General features: G+C 69.5%; 18 protein-coding genes and 1 pseudogene. 14 read left to right on the forward strand and 5 right to left on the reverse strand.

The window, feature by feature from the left end:
• Position 1: 1 nt before the first annotated feature.
• Both ACT9AS_RS13575 and tsaB read left to right on the forward strand, forming a co-directional pair.
• Positions 2-2,074 carry a helicase C-terminal domain-containing protein gene (locus ACT9AS_RS13575; RefSeq protein ID WP_445100690.1) on the forward strand — a complete coding sequence of 691 codons (2,073 nt, stop codon included), beginning with the start codon at positions 2-4 and terminating at the stop codon, positions 2,072-2,074.
• Complete coding sequence (tsaB, locus tag ACT9AS_RS13580) at positions 2,071-2,805, forward strand: tRNA (adenosine(37)-N6)-threonylcarbamoyltransferase complex dimerization subunit type 1 TsaB (protein WP_445100691.1); 735 nt, start codon at positions 2,071-2,073, stop codon at positions 2,803-2,805. The genes ACT9AS_RS13575 and tsaB overlap by 4 nt, the downstream gene beginning before the upstream one ends.
• Here tsaB and ACT9AS_RS13585 read toward each other — a convergent pair.
• The 3 genes from ACT9AS_RS13585 to gshB all read right to left on the reverse strand — a co-directional run bounded on the left by ACT9AS_RS13585 (position 2,802) and on the right by gshB (position 6,333).
• Complete coding sequence (locus ACT9AS_RS13585; RefSeq protein ID WP_445100692.1) at positions 2,802-4,442, reverse strand: hypothetical protein; 1,641 nt, start codon at positions 4,440-4,442, stop codon at positions 2,802-2,804. The two genes, tsaB and ACT9AS_RS13585, sit on opposite strands and share 4 nt — an antisense overlap.
• Positions 4,443-4,510: 68 nt before the next feature.
• Positions 4,511-5,383: a TonB family protein gene (locus ACT9AS_RS13590; protein WP_445100693.1), complete on the reverse strand. Its 873-nt coding sequence runs from the start codon at positions 5,381-5,383 to the stop codon at positions 4,511-4,513.
• Positions 5,380-6,333, reverse strand: coding sequence for a glutathione synthase (gene gshB, locus ACT9AS_RS13595; protein WP_445100694.1), 954 nt, complete (start codon positions 6,331-6,333; stop codon positions 5,380-5,382). The genes ACT9AS_RS13590 and gshB overlap by 4 nt, the downstream gene beginning before the upstream one ends.
• 194 nt (positions 6,334-6,527) lie before the next feature.
• Between gshB and pilG the strand changes: the two genes are divergently transcribed.
• From pilG to ACT9AS_RS13630, 7 genes and pseudogenes are all read left to right on the forward strand, one after another.
• Entirely contained in the window at positions 6,528-6,926 is a 399-nt protein-coding gene (pilG, locus tag ACT9AS_RS13600) for a twitching motility response regulator PilG (RefSeq protein WP_445100695.1), read from the forward strand.
• 19 nt (positions 6,927-6,945) lie between these two features.
• A complete protein-coding gene (locus ACT9AS_RS13605; protein ID WP_445100696.1) occupies positions 6,946-7,311 on the forward strand; it encodes a response regulator in 366 nt (121 codons plus the stop codon).
• Between the two features lie 14 nt (positions 7,312-7,325).
• Positions 7,326-7,886 (forward strand): annotated as a pseudogene (locus ACT9AS_RS13610) (chemotaxis protein CheW); the annotation flags it as partial.
• A gap of 64 nt (positions 7,887-7,950) precedes the next feature.
• Positions 7,951-9,972 carry a methyl-accepting chemotaxis protein gene (locus ACT9AS_RS13615; RefSeq protein ID WP_445100697.1) on the forward strand — a complete coding sequence of 674 codons (2,022 nt, stop codon included), beginning with the start codon at positions 7,951-7,953 and terminating at the stop codon, positions 9,970-9,972.
• 84 nt (positions 9,973-10,056) lie between these two features.
• Positions 10,057-16,347 (forward strand): Hpt domain-containing protein, encoded by a 6,291-nt coding sequence (locus tag ACT9AS_RS13620; RefSeq protein WP_445100698.1) that lies wholly within the window; start codon positions 10,057-10,059, stop codon positions 16,345-16,347.
• The gene (locus tag ACT9AS_RS13625) at positions 16,337-17,788 is read left to right on the forward strand and encodes a chemotaxis protein CheB (protein ID WP_445100699.1); all 1,452 of its coding nucleotides are present in this window, start codon (positions 16,337-16,339) and stop codon (positions 17,786-17,788) included. Before ACT9AS_RS13620 ends, ACT9AS_RS13625 begins: the two co-directional genes overlap by 11 nt.
• 23 nt (positions 17,789-17,811) lie before the next feature.
• Complete coding sequence (locus ACT9AS_RS13630; protein ID WP_445100700.1) at positions 17,812-18,321, forward strand: chemotaxis protein CheW; 510 nt, start codon at positions 17,812-17,814, stop codon at positions 18,319-18,321.
• A gap of 47 nt (positions 18,322-18,368) precedes the next feature.
• Here ACT9AS_RS13630 and ACT9AS_RS13635 read toward each other — a convergent pair whose 3' ends face one another.
• Positions 18,369-19,103, reverse strand: a complete 735-nt coding sequence (locus tag ACT9AS_RS13635; protein WP_445100701.1) for a 16S rRNA (uracil(1498)-N(3))-methyltransferase — start codon at positions 19,101-19,103, stop codon at positions 18,369-18,371.
• The gene (locus tag ACT9AS_RS13640) at positions 19,094-20,569 is read right to left on the reverse strand and encodes an adenosylmethionine--8-amino-7-oxononanoate transaminase (RefSeq protein WP_445100702.1); all 1,476 of its coding nucleotides are present in this window, start codon (positions 20,567-20,569) and stop codon (positions 19,094-19,096) included. The genes ACT9AS_RS13635 and ACT9AS_RS13640 overlap by 10 nt, the downstream gene beginning before the upstream one ends.
• Before the next feature lie 65 nt (positions 20,570-20,634).
• Between ACT9AS_RS13640 and nudE the strand changes: the two genes are divergently transcribed.
• The 5 genes from nudE to ACT9AS_RS13665 all read left to right on the forward strand — a co-directional run bounded on the left by nudE (position 20,635) and on the right by ACT9AS_RS13665 (position 24,922).
• On the forward strand, positions 20,635-21,177 hold the full coding sequence (gene nudE / locus ACT9AS_RS13645) for an ADP compounds hydrolase NudE (RefSeq protein ID WP_445100703.1): 543 nt from the start codon (positions 20,635-20,637) through the stop codon (positions 21,175-21,177).
• 27 nt (positions 21,178-21,204) lie between these two features.
• Entirely contained in the window at positions 21,205-22,005 is an 801-nt protein-coding gene (cysQ, locus tag ACT9AS_RS13650) for a 3'(2'),5'-bisphosphate nucleotidase CysQ (RefSeq protein ID WP_445100704.1), read from the forward strand.
• Complete coding sequence (mazG, locus tag ACT9AS_RS13655; RefSeq protein ID WP_445100705.1) at positions 22,002-22,820, forward strand: nucleoside triphosphate pyrophosphohydrolase; 819 nt, start codon at positions 22,002-22,004, stop codon at positions 22,818-22,820. Before cysQ ends, mazG begins: the two co-directional genes overlap by 4 nt.
• A gap of 85 nt (positions 22,821-22,905) precedes the next feature.
• A complete protein-coding gene (locus ACT9AS_RS13660; protein ID WP_445100706.1) occupies positions 22,906-23,616 on the forward strand; it encodes a response regulator in 711 nt (236 codons plus the stop codon).
• 16 nt (positions 23,617-23,632) lie between these two features.
• Positions 23,633-24,922, forward strand: a complete 1,290-nt coding sequence (locus ACT9AS_RS13665) for an ATP-binding protein (protein WP_445100707.1) — start codon at positions 23,633-23,635, stop codon at positions 24,920-24,922.
• Positions 24,923-24,968 lie beyond the last annotated feature (46 nt).

Consider the following 24,968-nt stretch of genomic DNA (forward strand, 5'->3'; position numbering starts at 1 on the left):
GATGGGCGAGGGCGGAAGCCGGCTCGGCAGCGCCAGCCGCGCGGCATTGAGCGAAGGCGGCGACCTGGCGCGCAACATCGCCGCGTTCGCGCCGCGCAGTGCCCAGCAGGACCTCGCCGGCGCCGTGGCCGATGCGTTCGACAGCCGCGGCATGCTGCTGGCCGAGGCCGGCACCGGCACCGGCAAGACCTTCGCCTACCTCGTGCCGGCGATCCTGTCGGGGCTCAAGACGATCGTTTCCACCGGCACCCGCGCGCTGCAGGACCAGCTCTACCACCGCGACCTGCCGCGGGTGCGCGACGCGCTCGGGATCGGCCTCAAGACCGCGTTGCTGAAGGGCCGCGCCAATTACCTATGCCATTACCGGCTGGGGCAGGCCAAGGGCGAAGGCCGCTTCCACAGCCGCGAGATGGCCGGCCAGTTCCAGCGCATCGTCGCCTGGGCCGGACGCACCCGGATGGGCGACCTGGCCGAACTGGAGACCCTGCCCGACGACTCGCCGCTGCTGCCGATGGTCACATCGACCACCGACAACTGCCTCGGCAGCGAGTGCCCGTTCTTCGCCGACTGCTTCGTCGTGCAGGCGCGGCAGCGTGCGCAGGCGGCCGACCTGGTGGTGGTCAACCACCACCTGCTGCTGGCCGACCTGGCGCTCAAGCAGGAAGGCTTTGGCGAGATCCTGCCGGGGGCGCAGGCATTCGTGGTCGACGAGGCCCACCAGTTGCCGGAGCTGGCCGCGCAGTTCTTCGGCGAGGCGCTGAGCGCGCGGCCGCTGGTCGAATTGGCGCGCGATGCACTGGCCGAATGCAAGCAGGCCACCGGCGCGCTGGCGGTGCTGCAGGAGCCGACACGCGCGCTGGAGCAATCGGTTCGTAACCTCCGTGCGGCGATGGACGAACTGCCGGTGCGCGGCACCCGCCGCCGCGCGGCCGAGGACGCCAACGTCGAAGTTGCGATCGACGTCCTGCTGCAATCATTGCGCGACCTGCATGCCGCGTTGCTGCCACTGCGCGAGGCCGCGCCCGGTTTCGACAGTTGCACGGCGCGGGCGAAGGAATTCGAGAACCGCCTGCGGCGCTGGCGCGACGAAGGATTCGACGATGACGGCGAGCGCGACGAGATGGCCGACGAGGCCACCGGCGACGACGAGCCACCCGACGACCGCGGCCCGCTGCGCGCCGACGACGACGCCCCCAGCGTGCTCTGGTACGAACTCACCGCACGCGGCTTCCGCCTCAGCCGTACCCCGCTGGACGTCGCCGGCCCGCTGGCGCAGCACCGCGCGCGCTCGCAGGCTGCATGGGTGTTTACCTCGGCGACGCTGGCGATCGGCGGCCGCTTCGAGCACTACGCGATCAAGCTCGGCCTGCGGGAGCCGACCACGCTGCTGGCACCCAGCCCATTCGACTGGCCGGCCCAGGCCCTGTGCTACCTGCCTTCCGGCCTGCCCGAACCGTCGGCGCGCCACTACACCGAATCGATCGTCGACGCGATCAAGCCGGTGCTCGAAGCCTCGGCCGGGCGCGCGTTCGTGCTGTTCGCCTCGCACCGCGCGCTGCGCGAGGCCGCCCAGTTGTTGCGCGATGGCCCGTGGCCACTGTTCGTGCAGGGCGAGGCACCGCGCTCGCTGCTGCTGGAACGCTTCCGCGCCTCCGGCAACGGCGTGCTGCTCGGCGCCGCCAGTTTCCGCGAAGGCGTCGACGTCGCCGGCGATGCGCTCAGCGTGGTCGTCATCGACAAGCTGCCGTTCGCTGCGCCCGACGACCCGGTGTTCGAGGCCCGGCTGGAGGCGATCCGCCGCGGCGGCGGCAATCCGTTCCGCGACGAGCAGTTGCCGCAGGCGGTGATCGCGCTCAAGCAGGGCGCCGGCCGGCTGATCCGCAGCGAAACCGACCGCGGCGTGCTGGTGCTGTGCGACCCGCGCCTGACCGGCAAGAGCTACGGCCGGGTGTTCATGGAGTCGCTGCCGCCGCTGCCGAAAACGCGGCGGGTCGAGGACGTGCAGGCGTTCTTTGCGCCAGAATCGCTGGCCCACGCCGATGGTGAAGCCGGCGCATTGGAGACCCACCCGTGAAACTGCTGGCGTTCGAACTGGCGACCGAGGCCTGCTCGGTGGCGCTGTGGATCGATGGCGAGGTGCGCGAGCGCTTCGAGATCGCCCCGCGCCGGCACGCCGAACTGGCGCTGCCGTGGGCCGACGCCCTGCTGGCCGAGGCCGACATGGCGAAGTCGCAACTCGACGCGATCGCGCTCGGTCGCGGACCGGGCGCATTCACCGGCGTGCGGCTGGCGATCGCGATCGGGCAGGGCATCGCGCTGGCGCTGGACCGGCCGATCGTGCCGGTCTCGACGCTGGCGGCGTTGGCCGCTTCGCTCCCCCTCCCGCTTGCCGGAGAGGGCCGGGGTGAGGGCATGCCAGCCCCCCGCGTCCTCGCCGCGATCGACGCCCGCATGGACGAGGTCTACAGCGCCGCGTTCGAATTGCGCGGCGGCGATGCGATCGCGCTCGACAGTGAAACCGTCGGCGCACCGGATACGGTGCAAGTCCCCGATGGTGGAGACGGCTGGCACGGCGTCGGCACCGGTTTCGGCGCCTGCGACGGCGCCCTGCGTGATCGCTTTGCGGGTCGATTGCAGTCGATCGACGCCACCGCGCTACCGCACGCGGCCGATGTCGCGCGACTCGCCGCCGTGGCCTTCGAGCGCGGCGAGGCCGTCGCGCCGGAACGCGTCGAGCCAGCCTACCTGCGCAACAACGTTGCCCTTACCATCCGCGAGCAGCAGGCGTTGCGCGACTCGCGCTAGTCGTGGGGAGGCAGGGCCTGCGGCTCGCCACCGCGCAGGAAGTCGCCAATCCCCTGGCTTGCACAGTGCCGGATCTTCGCCGCCGCGGGACCGACCTCGACCCTGTCGCGCCATAGCAGCCGCCGTGCCAGCGACGACAGCACCAGGGGGTAATCCAGCGCCATCGTCGCATTGCGTTCCACTGACGAGGCTTCGGTCATCGCGGCAACCTTCTCCAGCGCCTCGCGATTGATCCGGAGCGCATCGCTGGTGGTGATCGGCGTGTCGCCCGGGACGCGGTCGACGAACTGCGCCACGGCCCATTGCTCTTCCGCCGAGCCGACCCGTTGGGCGAGGTTGCCCAAGCGTGCGAACCCGATCGCGTCCGGCAACGCATCGGCATTCGCCTGCCAGTACGCGTCGACGAGTGCATCCAGGCTGTCGTATGGGATCTGGTGGTGCTCCAGCCGCACGCTGGCGAACCAGTGCGCCTCGGCGAAACTGACCGCGCCGTCGCGGTCGAGATCGGCTTCGCTGCTGCGCACGCCGCCAAAGAACTCGCCCAGGTAGTCGTCGCTGCCGCGCAGTGCCTCCGGGCTCTTCTGGCAACCGGTGGCGACGACCTCGGGGTGCGCAGCAAAAAAGCCGCAACTCGGCGCCGCTGCGAACTGGCCGCTGTTGCAGGCGCCGCTGACCATTACCAGTTCCGAGCCGGTCTTGTCGACCAGGCTCTCGAGAAGCGGCGCATCGACCGTCGCCAGGTGCCCCCACAACGGCGCGCCGGTCGGACCGCTGTGGCCGATCTGGACAAGCAGGTTGTGGCCGGTGCCGCGGAGGCTTTCGAACAACCGGCCCAGCGTCTGCAGGTCGGGCGAATGCGGGGTGTCGATCGGCGACTGGATGAAGCGCTCCTCGCCATCGACCAGGACGCTGGTGTCAGGGCGGGGATTGTCGCCGTTGCCGTACAGGGTGATGACGTTCAACGACGGGCCGGCGATCGGGGCCAACGCCTCGCGGGTGTCCGCGATCCGCTCGGAAATGTACAACGGGTTGCCCGACGGGGTGGCGGTGCTGCCCCACAGGACCAGGTTGTTGTCGGACACGCCGGCGATGCCGCCGTCCGCGCCGAGCATCGCCTCGCGGATCGACGGATGGGGCTGGCGCCGGCCGAGGGCGACGTCGACGAAATAACCGAGCTTCCAGGTCGCCTTGAAATGCTCGCCGTAGAAGTGGCTCGACTGCGCGGCGCGTTCGCGCTCGGCGGCGTTGGCCGGAGCCATGATCGCGTCGGGAAAACGCGCATTGGCGATGTCGGAAGCCTCGGCGATGTTGCCGACATGCAGCACCTCGTCGCCGTCGAGCACCACCACCGACAACGATTGCGACCAGTATTCGTGTGGCTGGAACTGCGCGGCGATCGCGGCGGGAATCGCTGACTTGTGGACCACCGAAACCGGGATCGAGGCGTCGACCGCGGGATGGTTGCGCAGTTCGGTCGGATAACCGTCGCCGAAGCTCCGGTACAGCTCGCAGGCCCCGCAGTCATCGGCTTCGAGCAGCAGGATCCGCAGGTCGTGGCCGGATGCCTGGCCGGTGCAGGCGGCAATCGTGCCGAGACCGGCCACGAGCATCACAGCGACGATTCCGGGGCGAGCCATGGCATTGTCCTCTACATCGATGCGGTCACGACGGGAGGTCGGCTGACAGTGCGACTGCGCTGCCGGCCTCAGCGGTCGACCAGTTCGCCACCGGCCAGGAACGCCCAGGTCCGTGTGACATGCAGGACATCAGGGTCTTCGTCGGTCTTCGGCAGCGGCGGGTAGGGCTCGGCCAGCCGCGCGATGCGCAGCGCCGAGGCGTCCAGCAACGGGATGCCGCTGGAGACCACGATCTCCGAATCCTCGACGCTGCCATCGCGGCGCACGGCGACGCTGATCACCACCTGTCCGGCCAGCCGGCGCCGGCGCGCTTCATCCGGGTAATTGAGGTTGCCGACGCGCTCGACCCGGTCGACCCAGCCACGCAGGTAGCCGGCCCAGGCGTACTCGGTGGTGCTGGCGGAGACGAACTTGCGCTTGGGTCGCTTGGCGTAGCGTTCCGAGCGCAGGTGGATCTCGGCTGCAAGCCGCGCCATTTCCATGTCGTGGGCGATCTTGCGGTCGCCGGGCGGCAGCGGTCGCTCGTCCGGCTCGGGCGTCGCAAGCGCGGTCGCGACGGGCGTTTCGCCACGGGTGCTGCTGGCCACGCGCTCCACCGGCCGCGGCTGCGGTGCCGGCGACTGGGCGCGCAACTCGCGCGGGGCCACGCCGCTGGCCGCCTGCGGCAACGGGCCGGACTGGCGCTCGGTCGGACGGTTGCTCTTGTCGTGCTCGCCGCCGCCCTGGTTGTTGGCCTGGGCGAGGAAATCCGCCTGCTCCGGGGTCAGCACGGTGCTGGTCCGGGTCAGGATCACGTCCAGCGTCGGCATCACCGGCGCCGCGCTTTCCAGTGCGAAGCCGACGCCAAGCAACACCACGCCGTGCAGCAGCAACGACAGCACCAGGGTCGCGCCGAGGCGCTGGCCCTCGTTGATCGCCGGTTGCACCGCGACCGCGCTCATGCCGCGTTGGCGCGTGCTTCGATCGCGTCGAACAGGCCGGCGCAGATGTTGAGGCCGAACTGGGCGTCGAGCTCGCGGATGCAGGTCGGGCTGGTGACGTTGACCTCGGTCAGGTAGTCGCCGATCACGTCGAGGCCGACGAACAGCATGCCGCGGCGCTTCATTTCCGGCGCGACCTGGGCGGCGATCCAGCGGTCGCGCTCGGTGAGCGGACGGCCTTCGCCGCGACCGCCGACGGCGAGGTTGCCGCGGAACTCGTCGCCCTGCGGAATCCGCGCCAGGCAGTAGTCGACCGGCACCCCGTCGACCAGCAGGATGCGCTTGTCGCCATCCTTGATCTCCGGCAGGTAGCGCTGCGCCATCGCCAGGCTGCGACCCCCTTGGGTGAGGGTTTCCAGGATCACGTTGGCATTGGGGTCGCCATGCCCGACCCGGAAGATCGAGCGCCCGCCCATGCCGTCGAGCGGCTTCAGCACGGCCTCGCGGTGCTCGGCAACGAACGCCTTGAGGGTCGCGGCGTCGCGGGTCACGACGGTCGGCGGGCAGCACTGCGGGAACAGCAGCGCCGCCAGCTTTTCGTTGTAGTCGCGCAGGCCCTGCGGGTCGTTGACCACCAGCGCGCCCGCGCCTTGGGCGACGCCGAGGATCTGGGTGTCGTGGATGAACTCGTCGTCGACCGGTGGGTCCTTGCGCATCAGCACGACGTGGCCGGTCCCGAGTTGAATGTGCGACGGTTGTCCCAGATCGAACCAGTGCGCCGGATCCTCCCGGACCTCCAGCGCGGCGACCTTCGCGACCGCCCGGCCGTCGTGCAGCGCCAGCCCGCCGGGCATCACGTACCACAGGCGATGGCCGCGCCGCCGGGCCTCCAACAACATCGCGAATGTTGAATCCTTGGCGATCCTGATCGATCCGATCGGATCCATCACGACAACGACGTCGAGTGGCATGGCGGCACGCGGTGTGGGAGTCGGGCGATGGTAGCAGGCACGTCCATGCCAACCCGGCCCCGGACTCGCATTCATGTTCGTCGTGACAAAAATTGCGAGCTTGACAGCGCGCGCCGGGCTTGGAATAAAGGCACTCTACGCGACGCGCCCGGGGGTTCCGCGTCGGCGCGCTTCGCAACAGGGGACATTGGAAAATGCAGGACGAGGGTCGCAACGGCAGCCTCGATGGTTTGCGAGTCATGGTGATCGACGACTCCAAGACCATCCGCCGCACCGCTGAAACGTTGCTCAAACGAGAGGGTTGCGCGGTGGTCACGGCCACCGATGGCTTCGAGGCATTGGCGAAGATCGCCGACCAGCAGCCGCAGATCATCTTCGTGGACATCATGATGCCGCGGCTGGATGGCTACCAGACCTGCGCGCTGATCAAGAACAACCAGGTCTTCAAGGGCACGCCGGTGATCATGCTGTCGTCCAAGGACGGCCTGTTCGACAAGGCCCGCGGTCGCATCGTCGGCTCCGAGCAGTACCTCACCAAACCATTCACGCGCGAGGAACTCCTCGACGCCATCCGCACGCACGTCAACGCCTGACCGGGGGGTAAGGCACCAAATGGCACGTATTCTTCTGATCGAGGATTCGCCGACCGATACGGCGGTACTCACCCAATTGCTGGAGCGCAACGGCCACGACGTACTGGCCTCGGGAAGCGCCGAGGACGGCATCGACCTGTGCCGCCGCGAGCAGCCCGACCTGGTCCTGATGGACGTCATCCTGCCCGGCATGAACGGCTTCCAGGCCACGCGCGCCCTGTCCCGGGACGACGAGACCAAGGCCATCCCGGTGCTGATCGTCAGCACCAAGGGCATGGAAACCGACAAGGCCTGGGGCCTGCGCCAGGGCGCCAGGGACTACATCGTCAAGCCGCCGCGCGAGGACGAGTTGATCGCCCGGATCAACGCGCTGCTGGGGTCGTGAGCGAGTCGCCCGCAATGAACGCCCCGGCGATCGACGTGACCCCGTTCGACGTACTGGTCGACTACGAGCGCCGCAGCCTCGAACACGTCGCCGGCCTGCCCGAGCAGCTCGACGCGCCCGGTCTGTGGCGCGGCGTCGGCTACCGCATCGGCAGCCGGCGGCTGGCATCGGATTTCGGCGAGGTGCTGGAAATCCTGCCGCTGCCGCAGGTGACCCCGGTCCCCGGCGCGCAGTCGTGGATGCTCGGCCTGGCCAACGTCCGCGGCAACCTGCTGCCGATCGTCGACCTCAAGCAGTTCCTCGAAGGCGAGCGCACCGTGCTGCACGAGAGCCAGCGGATCCTGCTGGTGCGCCAGCCCGGCGGCGACGTGGCGGTGCTGATCGACGAGCTCTACGGCCAGCGCAGCTTCAACGAGCAGCACCTGGTGGCGGCCGGCGACGAGGTCGCGGCGCACCTGGCAGACGGCCGCTACGCCAATTTCATCGCCCAGGCCTACCGCCTGGACGACACCACGTGGGGCATCTTCAGCCTGGACCGGCTGGCCCGCACGCCCGAGTTTAGACAAGCCGCTTCCGACATGCCGCGGCCTGAACACCACAGCGGTACACCCCGCGCCAGCAACGTACCTGAGGTCGAAAATGAGCACTGAGATGAATTCCGTCGCCGGCAAGGCGCGCAATGTCGGCGTCAACACCTGGCTGATCGTGCTGGGCCTGGCGGTGCTGGTATTCGGCCTCAACACCGGTTACGCGACCTGGAAGGCCGCCCGCCTGGGTGGCGCCAGTGCCGCGGCCTCGAGCCTGCAGGTGCAGTCGCAGCAGCTCGCGGTGCAGGGCCAGGAGGCGGTCGGCGGCAACGCCGGCGCGTTTGCCGAGTTCAGGACCACCCAGTCGCAGATCGACGGCAACATCAGCGACCTCAACGCCGACTTCGGCGCCACCCCGGGCGTGACCGGGCCGATCAACACGGTGACCGCGACCTGGGCGCCGCTGGACAAGAGCGCCGAGCAGGTGCTGGCGAGCCAGAAGGCGGTGCTGGGCCTGGCTGACAGCGCCAACAACTTCACCGCGCAGGTGCCGCAGTTGCAGGCACGGCTGGACGAGCTGGTCCGTGCGATGTCGGGCAGCGGCTCGCCGTCGTCGCAGGTCTATTACGCGCTGCGCCAGGTGGTGTTGTCGGGAACCATGGCGCGCCGGGTGACCGAGATCCGCGCCGGCGGCGCCAGCGCCGAGGCCGCGGGTGACGGCTTGGTCCGCGATGCCGCGATCTTCAACAACGTGCTCGCCGGCCTGCGCAATGGCGACGAGGCCGGTGGCGTCAACAAGCTGACCAACGCGGGGGCGCTGGCCGCACTGGCCCAGACCGAGACCCTGTGGGCGGAGATGAAGAAGGACCTCGACGCCATCGTCGCCAGCTCGCAGAACCTGTTCCGCGCGCAGGCCGCGGCCGAGGCGATCACCAGCGGTTCCGACAAGCTGCTGTCCGACAGCCGCTCGCTGTTCGATGCGTTCACTGCGTTTGGCTCGCTGAAGGACACCAGCCTGCTCGGCAACCTGTGGATCTCGATCGTGTCCGGTGCGCTGGCACTGCTCGCGATCGTGTTCCTGGTGCTCTCGCTCAACAGCCAGCAGAAGAAGCGCTACGAGACCACCAAGGAACTCAACGACCGCAACCAGGAGGCGATCATGCGCCTGCTGGACGAAATGGGCTCGCTCGCGGAAGGCGACCTGACCGTGAAGGCGACCGTGACCGAGGACATGACCGGCGCGATCGCGGACTCCATCAACTTCGCCGTCGAGCAGCTGCGCAGCCTGGTGCAGACGATTACCGACACGTCGGTGCAGGTCGCGTCCAGCGCGCAGGAGACGCAGGCCACCGCCATGCACCTGGCCGAGGCCGCCGAGCACCAGTCGCAGGAAATCACCTCCGCCTCCAGCCGCATCAGCGAAATCGCGGCGAGTATCGACCAGGTGTCGAAGAACTCCGCCGAGTCCGCGGACGTGGCGCAACGCTCGGTGCAGATCGCGACCGCCGGTGCCGGTGTGGTGCGCCAGACGATCCAGGGCATGGACAACATCCGTGACCAGATCCAGGAAACCTCCAAGCGCATCAAGCGCCTCGGTGAATCCTCGCAGGAAATCGGTTCCATCGTTGAACTGATCAACGACATCTCCGAGCAGACCAACATCTTGGCGCTGAACGCAGCCATCCAGGCGGCCTCCGCCGGTGAGGCCGGCCGCGGGTTCGCGGTGGTGGCCGACGAAGTGCAGCGCCTCGCGGAACGCTCCTCCAACGCGACCAAGCGAATCGAGTCGCTGGTCCAGACCATTCAGGCCGATACCAACGAGGCGGTCAGCTCGATGGAGCAGACGACCTCCGAAGTGGTCGCCGGTGCGCGACTGGCCGAGGACGCGGGTACCGCGCTGGGCGAGATCGAAAAGGTGTCGTCGGATCTGTCCGGCTTGATTCAGGGCATCTCGTCGGCGGCGCAGCAGCAGTCCGGCGCGGCGGCCAACATCACCCAGACGATGAACACGATTCAGCAGATCACCTCGCAGACCACGCAGGGCGCCAACCAGACCGCACAGTCGATTGGAAACCTGGCGCAGCTCGCCGCCGACCTTCGCCGCTCGGTCGCCGACTTCAAGCTGCCGGCCTGAGCCCGGATTGGACGTTGCAATGAACAGCATGACCGCCGGCCGACGTCGCCTGCGACGCGGCCCCGCTGACCGGTGGAGTGCACGATGACCGTGATGCGCGACGCAATCGACACCACCACGCTGGGCTGGATCAAGCCGGAGCTGGACGAGACCCTGCGCCAGGCGCGGCAGGAAATCGAGGCGTTCGTCGAGACGCCCGGTGACATCGACCGCATGCGCGAGTGCGCGAGCCACCTGCACCAGGTGCACGGCACCCTGCGCATGGTCGAGCTGTATGCGCCGGCCATGGTCGCCGAGGAAATGGAGCGCCTGTCGCTGGCGCTGGTCCACGGTGATATCACTGATCGCGACGACGCCTGCGCGATGCTGATGCGCGGTGTCGTCCAGTTGCCCGATTACCTCGAGCGCCTGCAGGGCGGCCATCGCGACATCCCGATCGTGCTGTTGCCGCTGCTCAACGAGTTGCGTGCGACCCGCGGCGAGACCGGACTCAGCGAAAGCGTGCTGTTCGCGCCCAACCTCGACCGTCCGTTGCCCAACGACCTGCCGGCGCCGGTCGTCGCGGCGCCGACGATCCGCAGCGGCGCCCAGCCGGGCAGCCCGAACCTGGTCGCCTTGCGCGCCGCGCTCGCGCAGTGGCCGGAAACCGGTGCGCCGGCCGACGCCGCGCAACTGGCCAATATCGTCGACGGCCTGCTGGCCGAGGTTTCGGTCGAACCGCTGCGACGCATGCTGTGGGTGGCTTCCTCGGTCGCCGGCGCGCTGCGTGACGGCGCGCTGCCACCGACCCGCGCCCTGCGCCTGGCGTTTGGCGGCGTCGAGCGCGAAGCGCGGCAGATGCTCGACGACAACGGCTACAGCGCCCCGAGCAGCGAGCCCAACGCCGAGCCGACCCGGCAGTTGCTTTACCACGTCGCCCACAGCCAGGGCGGCCATCCGGCGCTGGACAACCTGCGCCAGACCTTCGAACTGGATGCCGAACTGCCGAGCGAATCGGAGATCGAGCACGCCCGCGGCAGCCTGAGCGGACGCAACCGTGCCCTCCTCGACACCGTGTCCGCGGCGATCAAGGAAGACCTGCTGCGGGTCAAGGATTCGCTCGACCTGCACCTGCGTACCGGCAAGACCGACGTCGCCGAACTGCGGCCGCAGGTCGAAGCCCTGGGCCGGGTCAGCGACACCCTCGGCATGATGGGCCTGGGCATCGCCCGCGGCGTGGTGCTGCAGCAGCGCGACGCGATGCACGAGATCGTCGCCGGCCAGCGTCCGGCCGACGAGTCGGCCCTGCTCGACGTGGCGGGCGCCTTGCTCTACGTCGACGCCTCGCTCGACGAGCAGGTATCGCGCCTGGGCCTGAGCGACGACCGCGCCGACGAGGACCTGCTCGCCAGCGAATCGCGCAAGGTGCTGGAAGTCGTGGTGCGCGAGGCGATCGCCAATTTCGGCGATGCCCGCCAGTCGTTCGTGGCCTTCGTCGAGACCAACTGGGACCATGCCGAACTGGCCGAGATCCCGCGCCTGCTGGACGAAGTCTGCGGCGCGCTGCGCATCCTCGACCTCGACCTGCCGGCGGACTACCTGACCGGCGTCAAGCGCTACACCGAGGCCGAGCTGATCGGCCGCAGGCGCGTGCCCAACGGCCAGCAGCTCGACACCATGGCCGATGCCCTGGCGAGCGTCGAGTACTACCTCGAGGCCCTGCGCGAGCAGCGCCCGAACCGCGACCGCATCCTCGAAATCGCCCGCCACAGCCTTGAATCGCTCGGCTACTGGCCGCTGCCGAACAACACAGCACCGCTGCAGGCCGAGATTCCCTCGCCGTTGTCGGTGGAAGAGGAAGACGGCGCCGCCGCCGCGCTGGACATGGCTTCGAGCAGTGCTCCCGCCAGCGAAGTCGCGGTCGAACCGGCTGGACCGGTTGAACAGATCGAGACGCCAGTCGTTGTCGAAACGTCCCCGGTCGCGGCCGATGCCGCGGCGGAAGCTGCTGCGCCCACGCCCACGCCCACGCCGGCCCGCGCGGTCGACGCCGGTGTCGACGGTTTCGCCAGCAGCGACGACATCGACGACGAGATCCGCGAGGTCTTCCTCGAGGAGCTCGAAGAAGAGATCGGCAACCTCGGCGAGCTGCTGGTCAGCTGGCGCCCGGCGCCGGAAAACATGGAGCAGCTGCGCTCGATCCGTCGCGTCTTCCATACCCTCAAGGGCAGTGGCCGGCTGGTCGGGGCCAAGACCCTGGGCGAGTTCAGCTGGAAGATCGAGAGCATGCTCAACCGCGTGCTCGACGGCAGCCGACTGGCCAGCCCGGCGGTAGTCGCGGTCGTCGACCATGCCTACGACGCCCTGCCGCAGTTGCATGCGGCCCTGGCCGGCACCGGTTCGATCAGTGCCGATCTCGCCGGCATCGCCGCGGTTGCCGAACGTGTTGCCGCAGGCGAGGAGGCGACCTACGTCGCGCCGACGCCCGAGCCGGCAGTGGAAGCCGCCGCGCCGGTCGCGGATATCGACAGCGAGGTGCAGGCACCTGCTTCCGCCGAGGCTGTCGAACCGGAGTCGGCGGTCGAGCCCGAGGCCGGAATTCCGCTCGAGGCGCCGTTTGAGGAAGCGGGGATCCCGGCATCGGTCGACGCCGTTCTGCTGGAGATCCTTGGCACCGAGGTCGCCGGGCACCTGGCCACCATCGAGTTGTGGCTGGCGGCCAGCGAACAGCAGCCGCAGCCCGCCGACGACCGCCTGCAGCGTGCGATCCACACGCTCAACGGCGCGCTGGCGATGACCGAAGTGCCGGTGATCACCGACATCACGGCGCCGACCGAGGCCTACGTGAAGCGCCTGCTGGCAGCGGGCCAGAATGCCAGCGCCGAAGGCGTCGCCGGCATCGCCGCGGTTTCCGCGGCGGTTTCGCGCACCCTGAAGGCGTTGCAGTCGAGCGCACCGCGCATCCCCGAATTCGAGGGGCTCGCCGCCCGCATGGCGGCGCTGCGCGACAGCCTGCCGGCCGCGCGTCCGCCATCGACGGACGAGGAGCTCGATGCCTCGCTGCCGACGGCGCGCACCAGTGGCGTCTCGGTGGTCGACCTGAGCCCGTTCGCGGGCGCCGACGCGTCGACGGAAATCGATATCCAGGCCGATGCGGAATCCTTCGCGTCCACCAGCCTGCCCGATCCCGGGCTCGCCCATGCGGCACGGCTGGATGAGGAGCGGGCAGAGGCCGAGCGGGTCGAAGCCGAGCGCGTCGAGGCCGAGCGCATCGACATGCAGCGGCTCGAGGCGGAGCGCCTCGAAGCGACGCAGGCGGAAGCAGGGCGTCTCGATGCCGAACGCATTGAACGCGAACTTCTGGACGCGGAACGCCGGCAAGCCGAACAGCTGGAAGCCGCGCGGATCGAAGCGGAGCGGGCGGAGTCCGAACGCCTTGAGGCCGAGCGTCTCGAAGCGGAACGTGTCGAAGCAGAGCGTCTTGAAGCAGAGCGCGTCGAGACGGAACGCCGCGAGGCCGAGCGTCTCGAAGTGGAACGTTTGGCGCTTGAGCAGGCGGAAGCCGCGCGGCTCGAGTCCGAGCGCCTTGAGGCGGAACGTCTCGCAGCGGAACAACTCGAAGCCGAACGCATCGAGTCGGAACGTCTCGAAGCAGAGCGCGTCGAAGCAGAGCGCATCGAGGCAGAACGCGTCGAGGCGGAACGCCTCGAAGCCGAGCGCCTCGCCGAGGAGGAGCGCGAGTACGCGTTGCTCGAAGCCGAGTACGCCGAGGCCGACCGGCTCGCCCGGGAGCGTGCCGAACTCGACGCGGCCCAGGCGCAGGCGGAACCGCCGGCCGCCGAATCCCCGGATTCCGTGCCGGAAGTTGCCGAAGCCACCGAAGACACCGCGGTCGACCCGGCCGTCGCCGGGCTGCTGATCGCCTCGCTCGCCGCGGTCACCGACCCCGAAGAAGCGCTCGACCTGGAAGACCTCGACCCGGAACTGGTCGACATCTTCGTCGAGGAGGGCGGCGACCTGCTCGACCACTCCGACGCGATGCTGGCGGACCTGCGCGAGGCGCCGACGTCGCGCGAATCGCTGGTCGGCCTGCAGCGCGACCTGCATACGCTCAAGGGCGGCGCCCGCATGGCCGGCATCATGGCGGTTGGTGAGCTCGGCCACGCCATGGAATCGCTGCTCGAAGCGGTGGTCGACCAGCGTTGCGAGCTCGGCGCCGACGGCGTGCCGTTGCTCGAACGCGGCTTCGACCGCCTGCACGCGATGATCACCCGGGTGGGCGATCGCCGCGCCATCGCCATGCCCGAGCGCTTGATCGCCGAGTTCGACGCGCGTTCGCGTGGCGAAAGCCTGCTGCACGTGGCGCCCGGGTCCGAGGGTCCGGTCGGGAAGGTCGAAGAATCCTCCTCGCCGGTCGAGGCCGTGGTTCCGGCAGCGAAGCCGTCGGCTCCCGCGTTCGCCCATCGCGATACGGCCATCGGGACCGGCACCAGCGATCTCGCTCCGCTGTCGGCGCCGGTGGAAGACGTCCAGCTTGGCGATGACGACGACATCGGTGTCCGCGCGCCGCAGGAGCAGGTGCGCATCCGTGCCGACCTGCTCGACCGGCTGGTCAATTACGCCGGCGAAGTCGCGATCTACCGTGCCCGCCTCGAGCAGCAGCTCGGTGCGTTCCGTGGCGCGATCGCGGAAATGGGCGCGACCAACATCCGCATGCGCGACCAGTTGCGTCGCCTCGAAATGGAAACCGAGGCGCAGATCGTCGCCCGCTACCAGCGCGAGGCCGAAGACAGCGAGCAGGTGTTCGATCCGCTCGAGCTCGACCGCTTCTCGACCCTGCAGCAGCTCTCTCGCGCGCTGTCGGAGTCGGCGGCCGACCAGAACAGCCTGCAGGGCACGCTTGATGACCTGACCCGCCAGTACGAAACCCTGCTGCTGCAGCAGTCGCGCGTCAGCTCCGACCTGCAGGAAGGCCTCATGCGCACGCGCATGGTGCCGTTCGACGCCTTGCTGCCGCGCCTGCGCCGGGTCATCCGGCAGGCGTCGGGCGAACTGGGCAAGCAGGTCCAGCTCAAGCTCGACGGTTCGCAGGGCGAGCTCGACCGCAACGTGCTGGAGCGCATGACCGCGCCGCTGGAGCACATGCTGCGCAACGCGGTCGCGCACGGCCTGGAGACGCCGGCCGAACGCAGGAAGGCGGGCAAGCCGGAGGAAGGCAACGTCCGCATCGCGATCCGCCGCGAAGGCTCGGAAGTGGTGCTGGAAGTCGCCGACGACGGTCGTGGCCTCAACCGCCAGGCGATCCGCCGCCGCGGCGAGGAGCGTGGACTGATCCGCGCCGACGCGGTGCTGGGCGATTCCGACCTCGACGCGCTGATCCTGGAGCCGGGCTTCTCCACCGCCGATGCGGTCAGCCGCCTGGCCGGCCGCGGCGTCGGCATGGACGTGGTGGCCAGCGAGGTGCGCCAGCTTGGCGGCCTGCTCGACATCCACTCGGACCCGGGCCACGGCACGCGATTCACCCTGCGCCTGCCGCAGACCCTCGCGGTCACCCAGGCGGTGTTCGTCAAGATCGGCGAGACCACCTTCGCGGTGCCGATCGCCTCGGTCCGCGGCGTGGGCCGCATCGCCCGCGAGGAGCTGGTCGATGCCAATGGCCAGCCGCGCGATGCCAGCTACGCTTACGGCGGCGACGACTACATCGTGCATGACCTCGGCGACCTGGTCGGCCACGGCACCGCCAAGGCCGAAGGCCAGTTGCAGATGCCGGTGCTGCTGATCCGCTCCGGCGACCTGCATGCCGCGGTCACCGTCGACCAGGTCATCGGCAACCGCGAAATCGTGGTCAAGCCGGTCGGGCCGCAGGTCGCTTCGGTGCCGGGCATCTTCGGTGCGACCATCATGGGTGACGGCCGCGTGGTCGTGATCCTCGATATCGCCCCGCTGGTCCGCCGCCATGCGACCCTGCCACGCGACCTGCGGGCGGCGCCTGCGGTGGTGGAACACCGCCAGGTCCCGCTGGTGATGGTGGTCGACGACTCCGTCACCATGCGCAAGGTCACCGGCCGCGTGCTGGAGCGCAACAACTTCGAGGTCGCCACCGCGAAGGACGGCATCGACGCGCTCGAGCGGATGGTCGACGTCGTGCCGGACCTGATGCTGCTCGACATCGAGATGCCGCGGATGGATGGCTACGAGCTGGCCACCCAGATGAAGGCCGACCCGCGGCTGCGCAACGTGCCGATCGTGATGATCACCTCGCGTACCGGCGACAAGCATCGCCAGCGTGCGATGGACATCGGTGTCGATCGTTACCTCGGCAAGCCCTACCAGGAACCCGAACTGATGCGGAACGTGTTCGAGTTGCTCGGAATCGAGCGTCGACATGGAGGCTGAGGCGCTGCGGGTCGCCTTGCTGGCCCGGCCCGGCGTCGCCTGCGATCGCCTGCGCGGCGCGCTCGAGCAGTCGGGCGCCCGGCAGGTGCTCGAAGCCGACCCGACCGAACTGGAGCTGCCGGCCCTGGTCGTCGCCGCACCGCAGGTGGTGCTGGTGGCGCTGGATCCGGCGACCGAGAACGTGCTCGACCGTTTCGACGACGTGCTGTTCGATCCCGCGGTGGACGTGATCTACGAGGAGGCGGAACTCACAGCCTCGCGCGAAGGCTGGGACGTGGCGCGCTGGCAACGCCACCTGGTGGCCAAGCTGCAGCGCCATGGCGATGTCCTGCCGCCCGGTCGCGAACCCGATGAGGTCGATGCCGCTGCGTCCGCACCGGCGGCTGTTCCGGCGATTGCGCCGGCGATCGCATCGCAGGATGTTGCCGGGTTCGAATCCGATCCCGCCGCTTCCGTGGAGAGTGCCGGCCTGCAAGCGGAGACGGCCGATCCCGCGCCGACCGCGGAGGCGCCCGCAGCCGACTACAACGCGTTCGATCCGGTGATGGCCGAGTTCGACAGCGGTCCGGACGCCGGGATCGAAGCGGGAACCGGATACGAAAACGCATTCGTGCCGGTTGCCGCCGGGATTCCGGAACTGTCGCTGCCGACCGACGATGAACCGGTCGAAGCCGAGGCGGTCGAAGCCGAGCCGTCGCCGTCGGCCGACGCCGCCATGGAGCCTTCCGGCCCGGAGACGGCAGAGACGACGTCCGACCCCGCCCCCGCATCGCGGTTCGGCAACCTCACGCTCGACGACGGCAACAGCGATATCGTCGCCGAGAGCCACGAGGCCAACCACAAGTTCAAGCGTGACCTGAGCGACCTGGAGAGCCGGATTTCCGGCCTGGAACTGGTCGACGACACCCCCGTGCGCGGCCCCGAACAAGCGTCGGGCGCCGTGCTGGTGCTGGCCGGCATCGGCGGCCCGGACGCGGTGCGGCAACTGCTCGGCGCATTGCCGGCGGAGTTCGCGCGGCCGGTGCTGATCCAGCAACGCCTCGATGGTGCGCGCTACGACAAGCTGGTCGCGCAGATGCAGCGGGCCACCCAGGCGCCGGTGCAACTGGCGGTGCCGGGCCAGACGGCGCACGCCGGTTTTGTCTACATCCTTCCGGCCGATGTCGGCGTGGACGTGGCCAGTGCCGGCATCCGCTTCAACGAGGGCGGCGAGCTGCTGTCCGCGCTGCCATCCGCCGATAGCGCGGTGCTGCTGCTCAGCGGCAGTGACCCGGCGCTGGTCGACGCGGTGATGAAACACAGCTGGGCCGGCGCGCTGGTCGCCGGCCAGGCCGCGGATGGCTGCTACGACGCCGCCGCCGCGAATGCACTGGCCGCCCGCGGCGGCGACACCGCGCCGGCAGTCGAGCTGGCCCAACGACTTTCGGAGCGCTGGCCATGACGCGATCCGAACCGGGGAAAGAGATGTCCAAGCATTCCCACGCGGCGCCGCAGGCGCCGTCCCAGACCGGGCCCGAAGCGGATATCCGCGGCGTGGTGATCCAGCTCTCGGGCGCACGCCTGCTGCTGCCCAACGCGACCATTGCCGAGGTGCTGTCGTTCGCTCCGCCGGAGCCGGTGGAAGGCACGCCGGACTGGCTGCTCGGCCGGATGCGCTGGCGCGGCTGGCAGTTGCCGCTGATCAGCTTCTCGCAGCTGGCCGGGCTGGCCGACGAGCAGGGCGGCCTCGGCAGCAAGGTGATCGTGTTCAAGGCGCTGGGCGGCGATTCCAAGGTCCCGTATTTCGCGATCCTGACCCAGGGCTTCCCGCGCCTGGTGACGGTCTCGCGTGCGGGCCTGCAGGTCGATGCCGATGGCGGCGAGTTGCCGCTGGCGGTGCAGGCGAGGGTCACCCTCAACCTCGACGACGCGCTGGTGCCCGACCTTGTCGCGATCGAGCGGCTGATTGCCGAGGCGCTCGCGCAGGCGGCCTGACGCCGGACGCATCCGCCGACCGCGCGGATGCCGCAATGCCCCGAGCGTCAGGCGAGATCGCCGAACCGCGACTGCAACGCCGCGATCGCGGCCAGGCCGGCGGTTTCGGTACGCAGCACCCGCGGCCCCAGCCGCAGTCCCTGGAAGTCCGCGGACTGCAACTGTTCGCGGTCGCGCGGCGACCAGCCACCTTCCGGCCCCACCGCAAGCAACGCCTGCCCGTCGATCGCCGCGAGCGTGGCGATCGACTGCCGGCCCTCGGGATCGAGCAGCAGGCGCAGTCCGCCGGTGGGCAGCGACGCCAGCGCTTCCTGCAAGGTCGCGGGTGCCGCCACGTCCGGCACCACGGCGCGACCGCTCTGTTCGCACGCCGCGATGACGACATTGCGCCAGTGGGCCAGCCGCTTGGCCGCCCGCGCCGCGTCGAGCTTGACCTCGCTACGTTGCGACGTGACCGGAAGTATCGCGGCGACGCCCAGTTCGGTCGCCTTCTGCAGGATCAGGTCCATCTTCTCGCCGCGGGCGATGCCCTGCAGCAGCACGATAGGCAACGGTGATTCGCGCTCGACCGGGGTCGCGGCGCTGATGCCGACGCGCAGTTCGCGTTTGCCGATGGCGAGCACGCGGGCCGCGTAATCCGAGCCGTCGCCGTTGAACAGCACGCAGTCATCGCCGACGCCGAGCCGCAGCACCCGCGCGAGGTGTACCGCCGGCGCCTCGGGCAGCGCCAGCTCCATGCCTGGCGCCAGTGGCAGGTCGACGTGGACGCGGGTCAGGCGCATCGGGTTTCCCGGATCGCCTGGTTGATCACCGCGCGGGTGGTGTCGGCCAGCAGTGCCAGGCCATCGTCGTCGATCGTGTACGGCGGCATCCAGTACAGGATGTCGCCGAGCGGCCGCAGCAGCACGCCGCGGTCGAGCGCGGCGCGATAGGCGTGCAGGCCGAACCGCGCGGCCGGGTCGAACGGGGCGGATTTGTCGCCATCGCGCCCGAACTCGAAGGCGACGATCATCCCGGCCTGGCGCACGTCGGCGACGTGCGGATGATCCCCGATCCGTGCGGCCAGTCCTGCCATCTTCGCGGCGGTCGCGCGATTGCGTTCGAGCACGTCGTCGGACTCGAAGATGCCCAGCGTCGCCAACGCCGCGGCACAGGCCAGCGGATTGCCGGTGTAGCTGTGCGAATGCAGGAACGCACGCTCGCGCGAATTGTCGAGGAAACCCTCGTACAGCTCCTGGGTCGCCAGCACCGCGCACAGCGGCAGGCTGCCGCCGGTCAAGCCCTTCGACAGGCACAACAGGTCGGGCGCGATGCCGGCCTGCTCGCAGGCGAACATCGTGCCGGTGCGGCCGAAGCCGACCGCGATCTCGTCGGCGATCAGGAAGATGCCGTGCACGTCGCACAACTCGCGTGCGCGCTTGAGATAGACCGGGTCGTGCATGCGCATGCCGCCGGCGCATTGCACCCGCGGTTCCAGGATCAGCGCGCAGATCTCGCCGGCGTGGTGGTCGAGCAAACGGGCGAGGGCGTCGGCGGCTTCCTCGGCGTGGCTGGCGGCGCTTAGGCCCGGGCGGGCGAGGAATGCGTCCGGTGACGGCGTGAACAGTGCCTCCGTCAGCAGCGGCGCGTAGACCCGGCGGTACAGCGGCACGTCGCCGACCGCGAGCGCCCCGAGTGTCTCGCCGTGGTAGCCGCCCTCCAGCGCGACGAATTTGGTCCGCCGTTCCTCGCCGCGGTTGCGGAACCAGTGGAACGCCATCTTCAGTGCGACCTCGACCCCGGCCGAGCCGTTGTCGGCATAGAACACCTTGGCCAGCGGCGCGCGGCCCGGCTCGCGCGGCGCGATCGCCAGCAGCTTCTCGGCGAGTTCGACCGCCGGTGCGTGCGAGCAGCCGGCGAGGATCACGTGCTGCAACTCGCGCGCCTGGGTCGCGATCGCCTCGGCGATGCGCGGCTCGGCGTGGCCGAACAGGTTGACCCACCAGCTCGAGACCGCGTCGAGGTAGCGGCGGCCATCGCGGCCGATCAGCCACGGGCCTTCGCCGCGCGCGATCGGCAGCAACGGCAGGGTGTCGGTGCGCGGACCCGGGGCGCGGTCGCGCTGGTGCTCGCGCATCTGCGTGCACGGGTGCCACAGCACCGACAGGTCGCGTTCGCGCCAGGCATCGGCGACGGCATCGCCGCCGTCGCGGCCATTGTTGTCCCGGGCCTCTGCTAGCATCGCTGGATCGTGATTCGTCTTCTGCATCCGCCCATTATCGCTTTTCGTCGCGTGCCTGCTCCGGATCGTGCTCCGGTCATGGAAGGCATGCGATGAGCCGGCGCCTGCCGACGATCCACAACATCGTCACCGACGACAGCGGCCCGTACCGGGTCGAGCACCTCGATCTCGAGTTCAGCAACGGCGAGCGCCGCCGGTTCCAGCGGTTGCACGGGCGCGGTCATGGCGCGGTGGTGGTGGTGCCGATGCTCGACGATGAAACCGTGCTGCTGGTGCGCGAATACGCGGCCGGCCTGCATCGATACGAACTGGGGCTGGTGAAGGGCCGGATCGATGCGGGCGAAACCCCTTCGCAGGCGGCCGACCGCGAACTCAAGGAGGAGGCCGGCTACGGTGCGCGCTCGCTGACCGTGCTGCGCGAACTGACCCTGGCCCCGACCTACATGAGCCACGCCACCCACCTGGTGCTGGCGCGCGAGCTGTACCCCGAGCGCCTGGCCGGTGACGAACCCGAGCCGCTCGAAGTGGTGCCGTGGAGGCTCGATGCGCTGCACGAGCTGATCCTGCGCGACGATTTTTCCGAAGGCCGCAGCATCGCCGCGTTGTTCATCGCGAGGGAGTGGTTGCGGACCTAATGAAGATCGACCGATGAAGATCGAGCAATGAAGATCGACCTGCAATTGCGCGACGGCGTGATCGCCATCGCCCGTGCCGCCGCGACTGCGATCCTTGAAATCTACGACAGCGAGTTCGCGGTCGAGCACAAGGATGACCGTTCGCCGCTCACCGCGGCGGACCTCGCCGCGCACCGCTGCATCGTCGACGGCCTCGAGCGCCTGACGCCGGACATCCCGGTGCTCTCGGAGGAGTCCTCCGGCATCACCACCGCGCAGCGGCGGTCGTGGCCGTGCATGTGGCTGGTCGACCCGCTCGACGGCACCCGCGAATTCGTCAAGCGCAATGGCGAGTTCACGGTCAATATCGCGCTGATCGAGGACGGCGTATCGACGTTCGGCGTGGTTCAGGCGCCGGTGACCGGCGTGGCCTGGCATGGCGGGCGCGGCATCGGGGCATTTCGCCGGGATGGCGCAGGCAACGAGCAGCCGCTGCGCGTGCGTGCGCCGGCGACCGCGCCGCTGCGGGTTGCCGCGAGTCGCTCCCATCGCGACCAGCGCACCGCGACGTTCATCGAGCGCATGGGCGAGGTCGAGCCGGTCGGGCTGGGCTCGTCGCTGAAGTTCTGCCGGATCGCCGAGGGCGCGATCGACATCTACCCGCGGTTCGGCCCGACCAGCGAATGGGACACCGCGGCCGCGCAGGCCGTGCTCGAGGGTGCCGGGGGCGAAGTGCTCGACCTGCGGGGCCGGCCCTTCCGCTACAACCAGCGCGACACCCTGCTCAACGGCGAGTTCATCGCACTGGGCGACACCGCGTTGCCGTGGCAGGCCTGGACCGCCGCATGAGCGACGCTTCCGACGGTATCCATCGCCTGCTGGACATCATGGCCAGCCTGCGCGATCCGCACGCGGGCTGCCCGTGGGACATTCAGCAGACCTTCGCGACGATCGCGCCCTATACCGTCGAGGAGGCCTACGAGGTCGCCGACGCGATCGACCGTGGCGACCTCGATGGCCTGAGGGACGAACTCGGCGATCTGCTGCTGCAGGTGGTGTTCCACGCGCGGATGGCGCAGGAGCAGGGGGCGTTCGGCTTCGACGACGTGGTCGCCGCGATCTGCGACAAGATGGTGCGCCGCCACCCGCACGTGTTCGGCGACGAATCCATGCCGGACGCCGCCGCCCAGACTGTCGCGTGGGAAGAGTTGAAGCGCCGCGAACGCGCCGCCGCCGGGGACGCCGACACTTCCGCGCTGGCCGGCATCGCCCGCGGCCTGCCGGAGTGGCAGCGCGCGGTGAAATTGCAGAAACGCGCCGCACGGGTCGGCTTCGACTGGCCCGGACCCGCCCCAGTGATCGCCAAGCTGCACGAAGAGATCGAAGAGGTCCGGGCCGAGTTCCAGGCGCGTGAATCCAGCCCGGATGACCCGGCGGTGCAGGATCGGCTGGAAGACGAAATCGGCGACCTGCTGTTCGTGGCCGCCAACCTCGCACGCCACGCCGGCGTCGACGTCGGCAGCGCGTTGCGACGGGCCAACCACAAGTTCGAGCGCCGCTTCCGTGCCATGGAGGCGATCGCGGCGGCGGAGGGAGAACCTCTCGCCGGGCAGCCGCTGGAGGCCCATGAACGCTACTGGCAGCGGGTGAAGGCGCGGGAGTAGCCATTGTCCCGGGGTTCGTCCGCCTTCACGGTACGTCTACCCGGGACCCGGCAACCTTCACAAAACTGAAGGGTGGAGAATCTGTATGTCGGGTACCCGCGACGGCGGTCTGGTCCTGATCGTCGAGGACAATCGCAATATTTCGGAGATGGTGGGGGAATACCTCGAAAGCCGCGGCTTCGAGGTGGATTTCGCTGCCGATGGGCTCGACGGCTACCGGCTGGCCGCCGAGAACAGTTACGACGTGATCGTGCTCGACCTGATGCTGCCGAGGCTCGACGGCATCGAGGTCTGCAAGCGCCTGCGCGAGGAAGCGCGCAAGTCGACGCCGGTATTGATGCTGACCGCACGCGACACCCTGGACGAGAAACTGACCGGCCTGTCCGCGGGCGCCGACGACTACCTCACCAAGCCGTTCGCGATCCAGGAACTGGAAGCCCGGCTGCGCGCGTTGATCCGGCGGGAGCGCCGCCAGGTCGGCGGCGAGGTGCTCAAGGTCGCCGACCTCGTGCTCGACCCGGCCAGCCTGCGGGTCACCCGCGGCGGCAGCGAACTGCAGCTGTCGCCGATTGGCCTGCGCCTGCTGACGATCCTGATGCGCGAGTCGCCGCGGGTGGTCAGCCGGCAGGAGATCGAGCGCGAGATCTGGGGCAACGGCCTGCCGGACTCGGATACGTTGCGCAGCCATCTCTACAACCTTCGCAAGACCATCGACAAGCCGTTCGACAAGCAGTTGCTGCACACCGTGCAGTCGGCCGGATACCGGGTCGCGGACATCTCGCAGCCGCCCGAGTGACGGCGATGCGCATGCCATGACCCAAGGTCTTCCGCGCCGGATCAAGCTTGCATTCATCGTGCAGGCGATCCTGGGCAGCATCGTCATCACGGCCGGCGTCGTACTCGCCGGCCTGCTGGTGCGCGAAGGCGTCCTGTCGCAGCGGATGCAGCGCGAGGCCGACGTGTTCTGGACCGGCCGCGCCGCCAGTCCCGCGTACCCGCTGCCGAGGACCTCGACCATGGCCGGCTACCTCGACCCGGCCGCGCCCGGCGATCGCATCGTGCCGCGCGAACTGCGCCAACTGGAGCCGGGCATGCACCGCCGCGCCCTGCCCGGCGTCGTGGGGAAGAAGCAGGACGTCCTGGTCGACCACCGCCCGCAGGGCACGTTCTACCTGACCTTCGAGGCGGGCCATGTCGACCGCGCGATCCTGCTGACCGGGCTGGTCTCGTTGATCCTGTCGCTGCTGGCGACCTACCTGATTTCCTGGCTCACCTACCGCACCTCCAAGCGTCTGGTCGGGCCGGTCAGCTGGCTGGCCAACGTGGTGTCCAACTGGGATCCGCGCGACCCCGACGCCAGCGCGATCACCCCGCGCAACCTGCCGCCGGAAGCGGGCAGCGAGGTGCGCCACCTGTCGCGCGCACTGGTCGGGCTGGCCGACCGGGTCGCCGATTTCGTCGAGCGCGAGCGCGACTTCACCCGCGACGCCAGCCACGAGCTGCGGACCCCGCTGACCGTGATCCGGGTCGCCACCGACATGATGCTGGGCGACCCCGACACGCATCCGCGCACCCTGCGTGCACTGGCGCGCGTGCAGCGCGCCGGCCGCGACATGGAAGCGGTGATCGACGCGTTCCTGATCCTCGCCCGCGAGGCCGACATCGCGCCGCAAAGCGCCGAGTTCGAGGTCCGCGACATCGTCCATGACCAGGTCGAGCGGGTGCGACCGATGCTGCAGGACAAGCCGGTGGCGATCGAGGTGGTCGACAACGGTGCCCCGCGCCTGTTCGGGCCGCCGCACGTGCTCGCGGTGATGCTCGGCAACCTGCTCAGCAACGCCGTGCATTTCACCGACCACGGCGACATCGAGGTGCGGCTCGGCCCGGACCGGATCGAGGTCCGCGACAGCGGCATCGGCATGGATGCGCAAACCCTCGCCAAGGCATTCGAGCCGTTCTACCGCGCCGACCCGTCGCGCGAGGAAAGCAAGGGCATGGGCCTGTCGATCGCGCGCCGGATGGGCGAGCGCATGGGCTGGCCGGTCAGCCTGCACAGCCTGCCGGGACAGGGCACCACGGCGACCATCCGCTTCCTCGGCTGAGCCGGCCGGCACGGCCGGCAGACTGCGACGTTCCTGTACCGCCGCG

It is taken from the genome of Lysobacter sp. F60174L2 (assembly GCF_052547135.1).

Excerpts from the sequence above, each read along its gene's own strand:
- ACT9AS_RS13575 (WP_445100690.1), top strand. The coding sequence starts at position 2 with ATGGGCGAGGGCGGAAGCCGGCTCGGCAGCGCCAGCCGCGCGGCATTG.
- ACT9AS_RS13585 (WP_445100692.1), bottom strand. The coding sequence starts at position 4,442 with ATGGCTCGCCCCGGAATCGTCGCTGTGATGCTCGTGGCCGGTCTCGGC.
- ACT9AS_RS13590 (WP_445100693.1), bottom strand. The coding sequence starts at position 5,383 with ATGAGCGCGGTCGCGGTGCAACCGGCGATCAACGAGGGCCAGCGCCTC.
- gshB (WP_445100694.1), bottom strand. The coding sequence starts at position 6,333 with ATGCCACTCGACGTCGTTGTCGTGATGGATCCGATCGGATCGATCAGG.
- pilG (WP_445100695.1), top strand. The coding sequence starts at position 6,528 with ATGCAGGACGAGGGTCGCAACGGCAGCCTCGATGGTTTGCGAGTCATG.
- ACT9AS_RS13605 (WP_445100696.1), top strand. The coding sequence starts at position 6,946 with ATGGCACGTATTCTTCTGATCGAGGATTCGCCGACCGATACGGCGGTA.
- ACT9AS_RS13615 (WP_445100697.1), top strand. The coding sequence starts at position 7,951 with ATGAGCACTGAGATGAATTCCGTCGCCGGCAAGGCGCGCAATGTCGGC.
- ACT9AS_RS13620 (WP_445100698.1), top strand. The coding sequence starts at position 10,057 with ATGACCGTGATGCGCGACGCAATCGACACCACCACGCTGGGCTGGATC.
- ACT9AS_RS13625 (WP_445100699.1), top strand. The coding sequence starts at position 16,337 with ATGGAGGCTGAGGCGCTGCGGGTCGCCTTGCTGGCCCGGCCCGGCGTC.
- ACT9AS_RS13630 (WP_445100700.1), top strand. The coding sequence starts at position 17,812 with ATGTCCAAGCATTCCCACGCGGCGCCGCAGGCGCCGTCCCAGACCGGG.
- ACT9AS_RS13635 (WP_445100701.1), bottom strand. The coding sequence starts at position 19,103 with ATGCGCCTGACCCGCGTCCACGTCGACCTGCCACTGGCGCCAGGCATG.
- ACT9AS_RS13640 (WP_445100702.1), bottom strand. The coding sequence starts at position 20,569 with ATGCAGAAGACGAATCACGATCCAGCGATGCTAGCAGAGGCCCGGGAC.
- nudE (WP_445100703.1), top strand. The coding sequence starts at position 20,635 with ATGAGCCGGCGCCTGCCGACGATCCACAACATCGTCACCGACGACAGC.
- cysQ (WP_445100704.1), top strand. The coding sequence starts at position 21,205 with ATGAAGATCGACCTGCAATTGCGCGACGGCGTGATCGCCATCGCCCGT.
- mazG (WP_445100705.1), top strand. The coding sequence starts at position 22,002 with ATGAGCGACGCTTCCGACGGTATCCATCGCCTGCTGGACATCATGGCC.
- ACT9AS_RS13660 (WP_445100706.1), top strand. The coding sequence starts at position 22,906 with ATGTCGGGTACCCGCGACGGCGGTCTGGTCCTGATCGTCGAGGACAAT.
- ACT9AS_RS13665 (WP_445100707.1), top strand. The coding sequence starts at position 23,633 with ATGACCCAAGGTCTTCCGCGCCGGATCAAGCTTGCATTCATCGTGCAG.